We start from the raw sequence: 13,459 nt of genomic DNA, 5'->3' as shown, positions 1-13,459 counted from the left end.
TCATTTCTTCTCCCACCAGGTTTCGATGGCCCACGTGGTCGGGCTGTAATACAAAGGCAGCTTGGCCGGCTGGCCAAAGCGGTTCCACCAGGCCATGCGGTAATAAGGCAGATACCAGTTGGGCAGCAGGTAATAGCCGGCACGCAAGACCCGGTCCAGCGCGCGGCTGGCCGCCTGCAATTGGCGACGGTCGGCAAACCGCTGGAAATTGGGCAGCAGTGCCTCTACCGCCGGGTCGCACAGTCCGGCCCAGTTTTGCGAACCGGGGGTCTGCGCCGCCTGACAGCTGTGGTAGTCCAGTTGCTCGTTGCCCGGGCTATTGCTGGCGCCGTACACCACCACCGTCATGTCGTAGTCGAAATCATTCAGCCGGCGCTGGTAGATGGCAGGATCTACCAGCCGCACCGTCAGGGTAATACCCAGCTTGGCCAGATTCTGCTGCCAGCCGCTGGCCACCCGGTCGTATACCTTGGAATAGGTGAGAAACTCGATGCGTAGCGGCCGGCCACGGTGATCCACCAGTTGGCCGCCCTCGTAGCGCCAGCCCGCCTCGAACAACAGCTGGCGCGCCTGCCGCAGATTACGGCGGATGCCATAGCGGCCATCGGTAAACGGCGGTTCCACCGGCAGGCCGAACACGGCGGGGTCCAGTTTTCCCTTGATGGGTTCGAGCAGCTTCAGCTCATCCGGCCCCGGCAGACCACGGGCTGCCAGATCGCTATTGGTGAAAAAACTGTTGCTGCGCTGGTACTGGCCATAAAACAGGTTACGGTTAGCCCATTCGAAATCGAAGGCCAGGCTGATGGCCTGGCGCAAGCGCTTGTCGTCAAACTGCTGCCGCCGCAGATTGAACACAAAGCCCTGCATGCCGGCACTGCGCTGGTGCGTCAGGGTTTTCTTGATGATGCGGCCATCGTCAAACTTGGGGCCGACATAGCCACGCGCCCATTGTTTGGCCATGTTTTCGGCCGACACATCGAATTCACCAGCCTTGAAGGCTTCCAGCCGCGCAGTTTCGTCCTGGTAATAGCGATAGCTGATGCGGTCGAAATTGAACATGCCCTGGCGTACCGGCAGCCTGGCTGCCCAGTACTGCGGGTTGCGCTTGAAGCTGATGTTCTTGCCCAGGTCATAGCGCTCCAGCACGTAAGGGCCGGAGCCGACAGGCGGCGACAGTGCTGCATCGGCCAGCGACTTGCCACCGGCAAGCCATTGCCGGGAAAACACCGGCAGCTGACACAGTGTCATGTGCAGTTCGGAATTCTTGCGCTTGAAGTCAAAACGGACGGTGGCGCCATCCACCGCAATCGCCTGCTTTACATCGCCCCAGTACAAGCGGTATAGCGGTGCGGCGCTGCGATCCTGCGTCAGCGTATTGAAGGAGGCGACGACATCGGCCGCCTGCACCGGGCGACCACTGGAGAAGCGCGCCAGCGGGTTCAGGTGAAAGCGTACCGACAACTTGTCGGCGGCCAATTGCATGTCGTCGGCCAGCAGGCCATAGCAGCTGTAGGGCTCATCCTCGCTGGACACGCCCAGGGTATCCAGCAGCAGCGCCTGCACGCCATCGGCCTTGTCCCCTTTAAGCGTAAAGGGATTGAGCGTGTCGAAACTGCCCTGCGCCGGCAATACCAGCTGCCCGCCCTTGGGCGCTTGCGGCTCGACATAGTCAAAATGTGTAAAACCGGCGGCGTATTTCGGGGTATAGCCCATGGCCTGAGCCGGAGCAGCCATCCCCCTGGCAGCCCACAGCAGCAGCAAAACCCCTAGCCAATGTTGTTGTTTCATATTGTTGTGACTGCTTACGCATTAATCATGACTAGCTTATCATTGCGGTTTTCCGTTTTGCGTCTGCCGGCAACAGTCTGCCGCCCAGCCCGGGCAGAACGGGATAATCATGCATTGTGGACAGGATAGCCTGTTTCCGGCTGGCGGCGGAACGCCCCAGCCCGTGGCGCACGGCCTGTTACCACGATATAAACCTTTTTCCGACCGTCTGCCGGACGCGCGATTCGCGGCCTTGCCGCCGCGTGCACGACGGCTGTCGGACAATCCCCACGACAGCGTAGCGCAGGCTTGGGTATAATGCCCCCCTGTTTCTACCAAGAAGGACTCCAAATGGGCTTTCTGCAAGGCAAAAAAATTCTGATTACCGGCATGATCTCCAACCGCTCCATCGCCTATGGCATCGCCCAGGCGTGCCACAAGCAAGGCGCGGAGCTGGCTTTCACCTATGTGGTGGACAAGCTGGAAGACCGTGTACGTGAAATGGCCAAGGATTTCGGCAGCGAGCTGGTTTTCCGCTGCGATGTGCAGAGCGATGATGAAATCAACCAGCTGTTTGTCGATCTGGGCAAACAGTGGGATGGTCTGGACGGCCTGGTGCATGCCATTGCCTTCGCCCCGCGCGAATCGCTGGAAGGCGACTTCCTGGACGCACTGACCCGCGAAGCTTTCCACACCGCGCACGATGTTTCCGCTTACAGCTTCCCGGCACTGGCCAAGGCAGCACGCCCGATGATGCAAGGCCGCAATGCCGCCCTGCTGACCCTGTCCTACCTGGGTGCCATCCGTGCCATCCCGAACTACAACGTGATGGGTCTGGCCAAGGCCAGCTTGGAATCGTCGGTACGCTTCATGGCTGCCAGCCTGGGCAAGGACAATATCCGTGTCAACGGCCTGTCCGCCGGTCCGATCAAGACCCTGGCCGCTGCCGGCATTTCCGGCTTCTCCAAGCTGCTGTCGATTGCTGCCGGCCAGTCCTGTCTGCGCCGCAACGTCACCACCGAGGAAGTGGGCAACACCGCTGCCTTCCTGCTGTCGGACCTGTCCTCCGGCATTACCGGCGAAATCACCTATGTTGATGCAGGCTTCAGCATCAACTCGATGAACGTACCGGACGCCTGATGCATCCCGGCGCAGCCTGGCTGCGCTGCTGACACTGCTGCCACGGGGTGGCTTCCTGTACGGGAAGCCGCCCCGTTTTGCTATGGCGGGTGCGACAAACTCAACCAAATGGTGGATGGTGTCAGCCAAGCTGCTCTCACACACTTATCGGGCCTTTACCCATCAGGAGAACGAGATGAGCAGCCAACCCGTATTCATTCCCGTCGGCGATCTGGCCGATGGTTTCGCCCCGGACAGCCACATTCTTCCCAGCACAGCAGTCCTGCAAGGACGTCAGTTTGTGCTGCACTTTGCCGATGGCAGCAGCGCCAGCCTGCAGGTGGGCGAGCAGGATTGCCAGCTGGAAACCATGAGCAAGGGTAGCGCCGAGGGCTTTGTCGGCCAGGGCGCTTACCGCGCCAGCAGCCTGCGCCCCGGCATCGTGCTGCTGGATTTCATCCCGCGCCAGCAACATGGCCACTCGCTCAGCCTGGTGCTGGATATTGAGCGTGCCGTGTTTACCGCAGTGGCTGGGCAATTACCCAGCGCGCAGGATGTGGCACAATCCGCCTTCAGTCGCGTCAATCAGGGTCAGGAGCTGACCGCAGTGCGCTGCCAGTTTGCCCATGGCAGCCTGAATCAGCCGCTTACGGCCAGCACCGCCCTGCACCACGTCAGCGACGAGTTGATCGGCCTGCGCAATCAGTACCGCTACAGCCCCACCGAGTGTTACGAGCATATCTATCTGAACAGCCACTTTTATACCTGGCAGTGCTTGCAAGGCGTGGAACAGGGGCTGGCCGATGTGGACCGTTGCCATTATTTCAAGCTGGACGAGGCGCTCTACCTGTTTGTCTGGCGCGAGAAAATCATCCCCACGCTGGGCGTGGTGCTGATCGACCTGCAGCAACTGAAAACCGACGGCAAGATTTTCGGCTATCAGGGCAATGACTTCACTGCCATTTCCAATTTCCCGGTGGGCGCAAAGGCGCAGGTCCTCAACCGCACCAGCCACCTGCTACACGACTGAGGAGCGGCCATGCTCAAGCTCGACTTTGCCGGCAAGGTGGTCCTGGTGACCGGCGGCGCGCAAGGCATAGGTGCAGCCATCTGCCAGCTGTTTGCCCGCCATGCCGCCACGGTGGTGGTGGCGGACTTGCAGGGAGAACTGGCCCAGGCCACGGCCGCAGCCTTGCGGGCGCAAGGCCTGCAGGCCAGTGCCTGCCAGTGCGATCTGGCCGAGCCAGAGCAGGCCGCCGCACTGGTGGACCGCGTGCTGGAACAACAGGGCCGGCTGGATGTGCTGATCCACAATGCCGCTTATTTCCCGCTGACGGCGTTTGCCGATATCCGCCCGGCACTGCTGCAACGCACGCTGGCCGTCAACCTGCAGGCATTGTTCTGGCTGAGCCAGGCCGCACAGCCGGCCATGCGTGGCCAGGGTGGCGGGCGCATCATTGCCACTTCATCGGTGACCGGCCCACGGGTTGCCTATCCGGGGCTGGCGCATTACGCCGCGTCCAAGGCCGGGGTCAACGGCTTTATCCGTGCCGCTGCACTGGAACTGGCGGCTGATCACATTACCGTCAACGGGGTGGAGCCCGGGATGATACGCACACCAGCCATGGACAATCTGGGCGATGCCGGCCTGAATGCGGCTATTGCCGGCAGCATTCCGCTGGGCCGGCTGGGCGAGCCGACGGATATCGCAGCGGCGATGCTGTTTCTCGCCTCCGATGCTGCTGGCTATATCACGGGCCAGACCATCGTGGTGGATGGCGGGGCCACGCTGCCGGAGAGCAGTGCCGCCATGCCTTGACCCAAAACGGTTTAGCCAATTCAGAGCAATCAACAACAGTCCCTGGGGCAAGGCGCGCCGACGCCGACAGTAGCAGCAGTACCGCCATGAGGCGCAAGGCTGCAGCAGGGTTTTGTTCGCAGCGCGAAGCAAGACCGCCACCCGGCGGTCTTGCTACTTGTAATGGTGTCAGAGCCGGCCATACGCCAGCGTCGGCACATCGACAATACTGGAGCCACCATCCGCCACAATGGCGGCGCCGGTGATGATGCTGGCCTGCTCCGACAGCAAAAAGCGGCATACCGCGGCGATTTCCTCCGCTGCAGCGGCGCGGCGCAAGGGCACGTCGGCCGTCACCCGGGCATAAGCCTGTTGCAGGCTGTCGCCATAATGTTGCATCAGCGGTTGCATTTCCTCGTCGGCCATCGGCGTGGTCACCCAGCCGGGGCAGACGGCATTCACCCTCACCCCTTGCGGGCCATAGTCGCGCGCCAGCGAACGGGTGAGGCCGATCAAGGCGTGTTTGGCCGTAGTGTAGCCACACACTTCCGGGCCGGCGGCCAGCGAGGCAATCGATGCCAGCAACACCACAGCCCCCCGGCTGTTTATCAGGGCCGGCAGGCAGGCGCGCGTGCTGACAAAGGCCGAATCCAGATTGGCACGCATGGCCGCCTGCCATGCCGCATCGTCGGTAGCCAGCGCACTGCCCATGCCCAGCCCGCCGGCGCAGCACAGCAGGCCGTCAATCCGCCCGTAGCGCTGCATGATCTGGGCCTGCATCGCTTGCCAGTCGGCGCTGCTGGCGGCATCGCCCACCAGTGCCAGCGCACCGCAATCCTGTGCCACTGCCTGCAATGGCGCGGCGCGGCGGCCTATCAGCACCAGCGCGTGGCCATCGACGGCCAGCAGGCGGGCGCAGGCGGCACCAATGCCGCTGCCGGCTCCGGTAATGACGATGGTTTTGGCCTGTTCGCTCATGTCTTGCTCCTGTTGGTGGATAAGCGACCAGTCTAGGCTGCAGCGCGGCAGCGCCCTATCCATCAAATGGTGGAGAGTACCCGGTGCACACAGCAGCGAACTTGGGTTGCAGGAAACTGAATGTTAAGATGTTAAAAACATTGCTCATCCAGTACCCCATGCCCAAACAGAACCCCCAGCACCAGCACCGCCTGCCCCAACATTTGCTGCGCGCCCGCGAAGCAGTGATGGCTTATTTCCGCCCCCTGCTCAATAGCGTGGGCCTGACTGAACAGCAATGGCGCATCTTGCGGCTGCTGGATGATCGCGGTGAAATGGAAGCCGGCATGATTGCCGACCTGGCCTGCATCCTGTCACCCAGCCTGACCGGCATCCTGGTGCGCATGGAAAAGGCCGGGCTGGTGCTGCGCAGCCGTGACAAGGTGGACAGCCGCCGGCTGATCGTCTCCTTGTCCAAGGAGGGGCGCCGCCTGACCCGCCAGGTGGCCCCGCTATCTACCGCCTGCTACGAACAGATCGAAGCCCATTTCGGCGAGGAAAAACTGGAGCTGCTGATCAGCCTGCTGAGCGAGCTGGAACAGCTACCCGCCCCCCAACCCGGAGTACTGCCAAGCAGCACGCTAGAGGAAGCTTAAGGCCCTGCCGGGCCGGGCGCGTGCGATACGGTGCGAAAACCGATATGGCTGCTGCCCAGGCTCAGCTCCTGGGCATGACGTGCGCTGGGCCGGTAACGCTGGCAATACAGCGGCGAGCACAGGAAAGAACCACCCTTGATGGTGCCAAGCTGGCTGCCACGGCCCTGCAATGACAGCGCATCCTCCAGATTCAACGCCGGCAGCGTCGTGATGCTGGCCAGCGGCGTACTCCAGTCATCAGCGGTCCATTCCCACACATTGCCGATCAGGTCGAACAGGCCATAGCCATTGGCGGCAAAACAGCCCACCGGTGCGGTAGCGGCAAAGCCATCCTCAGTATTGTTCTTGAAGGGGAAAGGCCCCTGCCAGGTATTGGCCATCTGCAGGCCTTGTCGCTGCAGGCTATCTCCCCAGGGAAAACGACTGTCGGCACCGCCACGCGCGGCATATTCGAACTCAGCCTCGGTAGGCAGGCTGCGCCCGGCCCAGCGGGCATAGGCTGTGGCATCTTCACGGGCGATATGCACCACCGGGTGGTTCTCCCGTCCCCGCCAGCTGCTACCCGGTCCTTCCGGCTGCCGCCAGTTGGCACCGGGCACAAAGTGCCACCAGTTGACTTGGCCCGGGGCCAGCCGGGTCGGCATGATAAACACCATGGAGCCAGGCTGGCGCAGCCTGGCCGGCACGGCGGGATAGCGCCTAACATCCAGCCCGCGCTCGGCCAGGGTGCGATAGCCGGTGGCGCGCACAAAGCGGGCAAACTGGGCATTGCTGACTTCCTGTCTGTCCATCCAGAAGCCTGCGACGGTGACCTCGCGCGCCGGCGCTTCTTCGGGATAGGCATCATCCGCTCCCATGATGAAGCGCCCACCCGGCACCCAGCCTTGTGCCGTGGCAGCTGAGTCTGGCACACCGCCATAGCGCCGGCAGGCCGCAGCACTACCCAGCAGTGGTGCGGCTGCCGCCGCCAGACTCACCCACAGCAGCCCGCCTGCGATCAAGCCGCGCCGCATATCATTCGTCTCCGGTCAGTGGATAGCCGGTGTCACGCGTACCGGGGCGCACATTATTGCGCTGCACATACTGCGCCCATTCCGTCAGCAGTTCGTCCAGCTTGGCGGCATGGCGGCTGGCAACATCATGCTGTTCGCCCGGATCTTGCTGCAGATCGTATAAGGCCCAGCGCCCCTGATTGCGATTCTGGTAGTGGTAGACGATTTTCCAGTGGCCCTTGCGCAAGGCTTGCCGCCCCATCAGCTCCATACCCCACACATAATCAGGATTGTGCACGGCAGCACGGCCTTGCAGATAGGGCAGCATCGACATCCCTTGCACAGGCAGCACGGTCTGTCCCTGCCACAGCAGGCCGGGATGACGCGCCCCTGCCAGCTCGAGCAGGGTGGGCATCACATCCATGGCGGTCAGCAGCTGGGTGCTGCGACCAGCATTGATAGCGGCGGGATAGCGGATGAACGAGGCCGAACGCACTCCCCCCTCGTAGGTAAATGCCTTGAAATACCGGAAAGGCTGGGCGCTGACCTGGCCCCAGGCCGGCCCCTGAAAGGCAAAAGAGTTGGGCCGGCCGATATTCTCCAGCCGGTTGTCGAAGTTGGCGGGTATCCAGCTTTTGTTGCCGCCATCTGCCGCCCAGTCATTACCTTCCGGTCCGTTGTCGGACAGGAAGAGGATGACGGTATTGTCAAACTGGCCGCGCTGCTTCAAATGCGCCACCAGCCGGCCCACCTCGGCATCCAGCGCACTGAGCATGGCAGCATAGGCTTCCATATCACGGGCGGAACGGGCCTGCTCGGCCGGGCTGAGGCTGGCCCAGGGTCGGACACCCGCCGGCATGGGAACAGGCTTGACCTGCTTGCCGATCAGGCCCAGTTGCTGCATGCGGGCAATGCGCTGGCGGGAAACTTCCTCGTAACCGGCGGCATAGCGCCCGCGATATTGCCGCAAGAAGCGGTCTGGTGCTTGTAGGGGCAGGTGCGGCGCGGTGTAGGCCAGATAGGCGAAGAAGGGCTGGCCATCTGCCGGCTGTGTATCCAGATAGCTGATCAGCTTGTCCGTGAAAAACGTGGTGGAGTAGAAATTGGCCGGCAAGGAAACAAGGTGGCCATCTTCGCGATAGGTCGGCGCTGGCGTGCCGGCCACAATCTGTTGCGGGGCCGACTGGTTGAAATGCGCGGCGCCGCCGTTCATCAAGGCAAAAGAGCGCTCAAAGCCACGGCTCTCCGGTCGTTGGCCATCGGCCATGCCCAGATGCCACTTGCCACTCATATAAGTGTGATAGCCGGCCTCGCGCAGCAGCTGCGGCAGGGCCACCACCCGGCTGGCCAGATAGCCTTCGTAACCGGCCTGCCCCAGCTGATGCGGGGTCAGCGTGGGGCTCATCATCTCGGCCATATTGCCGACACCAGCCAGATGATTGTCCATGCCGGACAGCAGCATGGCGCGGGTGGGTGAACAAGTGGGTGCCACCAACATGCTGGACAACAGCCGGCCTTCACGCAGCAAGGCATCCAGGTGGGGGGTGTCGATTTCGCCGCCCATCGCCCCCAGATCGGAATAGCCCATATCGTCTACCACCAGCAGTACGATATTGGGCCGTGGTACCGGCCCGGCGGCCTGCACCGCCGTGGCCAGCCAGAGAAGCACGCTGCCCAGTACAAATCTGCTCTGCCGCATGTCCATCCTCCCGGACGGACTACCCTGGCAGCCGCCCTTAGTCTTGTTTCAGGGGAGGGCCATCTTGCGCCAAAAGCAGGCGGCGCAATGCTGCCATACAGGCCAGCACTGCCAATTTCTGGGTGTTGATCAGACGGATATAGCGGCGAAATGGTGGAAACCTGCCGACCACTTCGCTGGCGGCGAAAGGCTCGATTTCCACGCGCCAGCCTGTGGCATCACCCAATAGCTCGCAGCGTTTGAAATCCAGCGGCATCAGCGCGGTGTGCAGGTCGGCATCCTGCTCCAGTTGCTGCCGCAAGGCAGCCAGCGCTTCGGCATCACCGCGCTGCAGACGGCAGGCAATACCGCTGCGCCGCCAATGGCCACGGTGGTTGAAAACCAGCTGGCAAGGCTGGGCTGGGCCGGCTAGCGGCAGCTGCAGGCTGAAGCGACAGCTGACGGTATGCAGCAAGAGCTGGCTGTCCACCACTTCGCTCACCAGCACGCTCCAGCTGCTGCCGGGCAGTGCATAGCGACGCTGGCCATCCTCCTCGCCCAGATAGTCCAGGCCGCTCAGGTCTCGCTCCAGCCGCGCCAGGGTCACCCCCGGCCGGTAGCCCTTGGGCAGCCGGGGGCGCAAGGCAAAATCAAGCGCTCGTTGCCACACGCTTCAGCTCCTCGTCGATCAGCGAGGCATGGCCACCCACCTTGCCGAACTCAGCAGTGAGAATGTCCTCCAGCGCCACGGCACGGAAGGGATTAACCTTCTGCACGCACACCGTCCACACCAGCGCATACAGCGCGGTCAGGCCCAGCATGATGCCAAAGGGCAGATAGATATCACGCGGATGCATGCCCGGCGGCGTGATGTACCAGATGGCAATCAGAATGCCCACCGAGGACACGATCTGCGGCAGCGGAAACCACGGCGAACGATAGGCGCGCGGAAAATCAGGCCGGGTAAAGCGCAAGCGCGCCACCGCCAGATTCACCAGCAGATAAGCCACGCCCCAGGCACAGACGGCGGCCAGCACCAGCGGCATGATGCGATCCAGATCCCCCTGGATCAGCCAGGCATGACTGCAGGGAATGATGACCGCCACCAGAATGCCCAGCAGTGGAGTCTTGAAACGCGGGTGCAGATAGGTGAAGGCTCTGGGCAGTGCGCCATCGATGGCCATGCCGTACAGGATGCGCGGCAGAGCGGCAATCAGGGTATTGATGGTGGCTGCCCCGGCAAACAGCAGGCCGATGCCCAGCCAGATCTTGCCAAACGGGCCCATCACCTGGTCGGCAAAAGCGGGAATGGCCATCGGTGTATCCAGCAGATGCGGGCCGGCCGGATTTTTCGGGTCCATCGCCACATTGGCCACCTGATGCACCATGGCTGCGCCATAAATGGCCATGGTCACCGCCACGCCGGTCAGGCCCAAGCGGGCAGCACGCGGGATATTGCGGCCAGCGTTTTTCAACTCGGGAGCCAGTGGCGTCACCAGCTCGAAGCCGACAAACATGAACATGGCCATGCCGATCAGGCTGAGCACGCCGCTGGGGTCGGACAGATCCAGCGGGTTGCCAAACCAGCCCTGCAGCGACACAGCCGGTGCCTTGAGCAGACCGATGACACCGAAGACCGTCAGCGTGGCCCACATCACGAAGGTGAGGATGATCTCTGCCTTGCCGAAAATGGTGATGCCCAGCGCATTGAGCAGGCCGAACAGGATGACCAGCCCCACCCCCACCATCCAGGAGGTGCCGCTGTGCTCCATCATGGTGTTCAGATGCTCGAAATTCACCAGCGCCATGATGCCGGACAGGATGGTTTCGGCGGTACCGGCAAACACATGCACCAGCAGATAGGCGGAGATGGTGCCGGTGATGGCCCAGAAGCGCCCCAGACCACCGGAAATATAATCGTAGACAGCACCCGAGGTGGGCAGCATAGATGCGGCTTCGGCAAAGGTCGTTGCCTGGGCCTGCATCATGATGAAGGCAATCAGCATGGCCAGGGCAAACGTACTGCCGGCCATGCCAAAACCGCTGGTAACGGTAAGGATGACCGGACTGGCCATCACCACGCCGACCGAACTGGCCAGCGCCACCGGAAATCCCACCACCCCTTGCTGCAGGTGCTGGGTCAGTTTCTTCTCTATCGACATCTGGTTTCTCCTCCTGAAATACGCTAACCATGGCAAAGTCAGCACGGCAGCGGGCTGCTGGCCCGTCTGTGGCGCACCGCGACTTTCTTTCCCATGCTGAAACCGGAAATCCTTATTGTTATGGATGACTTCCGGAGAAGACCTGGCTGGCTGCGCCCGGCGCTGCCGCTTGCTGCTGTGCAAACAGTGCGCAGGCCAGTTCGGTACGATTGGATACGGCAAACTTGCGAAACAGGTGCAGCAAATGGGTCTTGACCGTGGCCAGACCAATATCCAGCTCACGGGCCATGCTCTTGTTACAGGCACCGGCACACAGCAGCCGGGCAATCTCGGCCTCGCGCCCGGTGAGTGCCACCTGCGTGCCTGGCTCACGGCCTGGCTGCAGGCAGGGTTCCAGCGCCATATCCAGTAGGCCGTAAACCTGCTGTAGCAACCGCAGTTCCTCGGCAGCAAAACCCTGCATGCGGCCCTGCCGTAGCAGCGAAAAACCGGCCACCACCCGCCCGCCACGACGCAGCAGGATTTCCACCACGTCCACCACCCGGCTGCTGGCCAGGAAGGGGCCGTAGCGGGACACCGGCTGCAAGGGTGCAGCCAGCACCTCGCCCAGAGCCACCACATTGCGTGGCTGTACGGCAAGCCGCGCCGGATGCAAGGGGTCGTGCTGCATGTAACGGCTGACATAGCGCTGATGCACCGCATCCGGCATGCTGCGCAGCACGAAGCCATGTGGCTGTTGCTGCCGGTTTACCCGATAAAAGGCGCAGGCGCTCAAGGGCAGCAAATCCTGCAGCACGTCCAGACTGCGTTGCAACTGCGGTTCCGTGGGTGCGGAGTCGACAAGAGTGTGCATGACAAGCCCCCCTCAGCAGGCAGAGGACGCACCGGCAGGCGCGCCCCCTGTCATCAGACAACTCAGGCGGCGTCGAAACCGGCTGCCAGTGCCGACACGATGGCATCGCACTCGGACTGGCCAATCACCAGCGGTGGCGACAGGATGATCTTGGTGCCCACCGGGCGTACCAGTACGCCAGCCTCGCGGGCAATCTCCGCCACCTTGCCGGCATAGCCGCCCATCGGGTCGATGGGCTCGCGGGTGTGCTTGTCCTGTACCAGATCCAGCGCAATCATCAGGCCCTTGCCACGCACTTCGCCCACAGCGGCGTATTTGTCGGCAAACGGTTTGAGCTTGTTCAGCAAGTATTCACCCTGCACTGCCGCCTTGGCCGGCAGGTTTTCCTCACGCACGATCTTGAGGTTGGCAATGGCTGCGGCGCAGGCCACCGGATGGCCGGCATAGGTGTAACCATGCATGATGACGCCGCCAAAATCCTGGTTTTTAGCAAAGGCATCGGCTACGCGCTGGTTCACCACGGTGGCGCCCAGCGGCACATAACCGGAAGAAATGCCCTTAGCCAGGCACATGATGTCTGACTTCACCCCCCACAGCCGGCTGCCAAACATGGAGCCGGAGCGACCAAAGCCGGTGACGATTTCATCGGCAATCAGCAGCACGCCGTACTTGTCGCACACGGCACGGATCAGCGGCCAGTAGCTGGCCGGCGGCACGATGACACCACCAGCGCCCTGGATGGGTTCGGCGATAAAGGCGGCCACGGTGTCCGGGCTCTGGAACTGGATTTCCCGCTCCAGCATCTGCGCACACATCTGCGCCAGCTCTTCCGGGTCTTCCGTGAAGGGGTTGCGGTACAGCCACGGGGTTTCCACATGGAAGCAGCCCGGCAACAAGGGTTCGTAGTTGCGACGGAACACGGTATTGCCATTGACCGAAGCACCACCAAAATGCACGCCGTGGTAACCCTGCTTGAGCGAGATGAACTTGGTACGGTCCGGCTGACCACAAACACGCCAGTACTGGCGGGCCAGCTTGAGTGCGGTTTCCACCGCATCCGATCCGCCAGAGCTGAAGCTGACGCGCGCCATGTCTTCTTGCTTCAGCATGTCGATGATGGTGGCGGACAGTTCTTCGGCACGCGGGTGCGAAATACCGTCAAACAGCTGGAAATATTCCAGTTCGTCCAGCTGCGCGACAATCGCCTGTTTGATTTCGGGGCGGTTGTGGCCAACGTTGACGTTCCACAGCCCAGCCACGCCATCCACCAGCTTGCGGCCCTGGTCATCAAATACATGACAGCCTTCGCCACGCACGATGCGAATGGGCTCGCGTTGCTTCATTTCATTGGGGTGCAGCATGGGGTGCCAGAAACGGGACTTGTCGTAAGACATGGTGTTGCTCCTTTGAAGACAGTTCGTGGCCAGTCGTGGCCGACAAAATCTGATACATCCCCCGGCCCTGCTTGCCTGTTTGC

The 13,459-nt window shown here is 62.3% G+C and carries 12 protein-coding genes; 4 read left to right on the top strand and 8 right to left on the bottom strand.

What is annotated here, in order from left to right; all coding sequences use genetic code 11:
* A complete protein-coding gene (locus tag H2Z84_RS19815) occupies nt 1-1,788 on the bottom strand; it encodes an extracellular solute-binding protein (RefSeq protein ID WP_181837516.1) in 1,788 nt (595 codons plus the stop codon).
* Between the two features lie 330 nt (nt 1,789-2,118).
* On the opposite strand from H2Z84_RS19815, the gene fabI reads away from it, so the two are divergent.
* The 3 genes from fabI to H2Z84_RS19800 all read left to right on the top strand — a co-directional run bounded on the left by fabI (nt 2,119) and on the right by H2Z84_RS19800 (nt 4,705).
* On the top strand, nt 2,119-2,907 hold the full coding sequence (gene fabI, locus H2Z84_RS19810) for an enoyl-ACP reductase FabI (RefSeq protein WP_103522851.1): 789 nt from the start codon (nt 2,119-2,121) through the stop codon (nt 2,905-2,907).
* A gap of 175 nt (nt 2,908-3,082) precedes the next feature.
* A complete protein-coding gene (locus H2Z84_RS19805) occupies nt 3,083-3,916 on the top strand; it encodes a MoaF C-terminal domain-containing protein (RefSeq protein WP_181837515.1) in 834 nt (277 codons plus the stop codon).
* A gap of 9 nt (nt 3,917-3,925) precedes the next feature.
* On the top strand, nt 3,926-4,705 hold the full coding sequence (locus tag H2Z84_RS19800; protein ID WP_181837514.1) for an SDR family oxidoreductase: 780 nt from the start codon (nt 3,926-3,928) through the stop codon (nt 4,703-4,705).
* Nucleotides 4,706-4,873: 168 nt separating this feature from the next.
* On the opposite strand, the gene H2Z84_RS19795 is transcribed toward H2Z84_RS19800, so the two are convergent.
* On the bottom strand, nt 4,874-5,662 hold the full coding sequence (locus H2Z84_RS19795) for an SDR family NAD(P)-dependent oxidoreductase (RefSeq protein WP_181837513.1): 789 nt from the start codon (nt 5,660-5,662) through the stop codon (nt 4,874-4,876).
* 158 nt (nt 5,663-5,820) lie between these two features.
* Here H2Z84_RS19795 and hpaR point away from each other — a divergent pair, with 158 nt between their 5' ends.
* Entirely contained in the window at nt 5,821-6,297 is a 477-nt protein-coding gene (gene hpaR / locus H2Z84_RS19790) for a homoprotocatechuate degradation operon regulator HpaR (RefSeq protein ID WP_103522847.1), read from the top strand.
* Here the strand turns inward: hpaR and H2Z84_RS19785 are convergent.
* The 6 genes from H2Z84_RS19785 to H2Z84_RS19760 form a co-directional block, all read right to left on the bottom strand.
* Complete coding sequence (locus H2Z84_RS19785) at nt 6,294-7,310, bottom strand: formylglycine-generating enzyme family protein (RefSeq protein WP_181837512.1); 1,017 nt, start codon at nt 7,308-7,310, stop codon at nt 6,294-6,296. The genes hpaR and H2Z84_RS19785 overlap by 4 nt on opposite strands.
* Before the next feature lies 1 nt (nt 7,311).
* On the bottom strand, nt 7,312-8,988 hold the full coding sequence (locus H2Z84_RS19780) for an arylsulfatase (protein ID WP_181837511.1): 1,677 nt from the start codon (nt 8,986-8,988) through the stop codon (nt 7,312-7,314).
* Between the two features lie 37 nt (nt 8,989-9,025).
* A complete protein-coding gene (locus H2Z84_RS19775; RefSeq protein WP_181837510.1) occupies nt 9,026-9,637 on the bottom strand; it encodes a DUF3156 family protein in 612 nt (203 codons plus the stop codon).
* The gene (locus tag H2Z84_RS19770; protein WP_181837509.1) at nt 9,618-11,129 is read right to left on the bottom strand and encodes an APC family permease; all 1,512 of its coding nucleotides are present in this window, start codon (nt 11,127-11,129) and stop codon (nt 9,618-9,620) included. The genes H2Z84_RS19775 and H2Z84_RS19770 overlap by 20 nt, the downstream gene beginning before the upstream one ends.
* 118 nt (nt 11,130-11,247) lie before the next feature.
* On the bottom strand, nt 11,248-11,982 hold the full coding sequence (locus tag H2Z84_RS19765) for a helix-turn-helix transcriptional regulator (RefSeq protein ID WP_181837508.1): 735 nt from the start codon (nt 11,980-11,982) through the stop codon (nt 11,248-11,250).
* A 62-nt stretch (nt 11,983-12,044) separates the two neighbouring features.
* The gene (locus tag H2Z84_RS19760; RefSeq protein WP_181837507.1) at nt 12,045-13,376 is read right to left on the bottom strand and encodes an aspartate aminotransferase family protein; all 1,332 of its coding nucleotides are present in this window, start codon (nt 13,374-13,376) and stop codon (nt 12,045-12,047) included.
* Nucleotides 13,377-13,459: the final 83 nt, after the last annotated feature.

Origin of the sequence: Aquitalea aquatica (genome assembly GCF_013911085.1) — a bacterium.
GTDB classification, from domain to species: Bacteria; Pseudomonadota; Gammaproteobacteria; order Burkholderiales; family Chromobacteriaceae; genus Aquitalea; species Aquitalea aquatica.
Note: the sequence above shows the minus strand (reverse complement) of the source record. Positions and strands in the feature narration are given on the sequence as shown.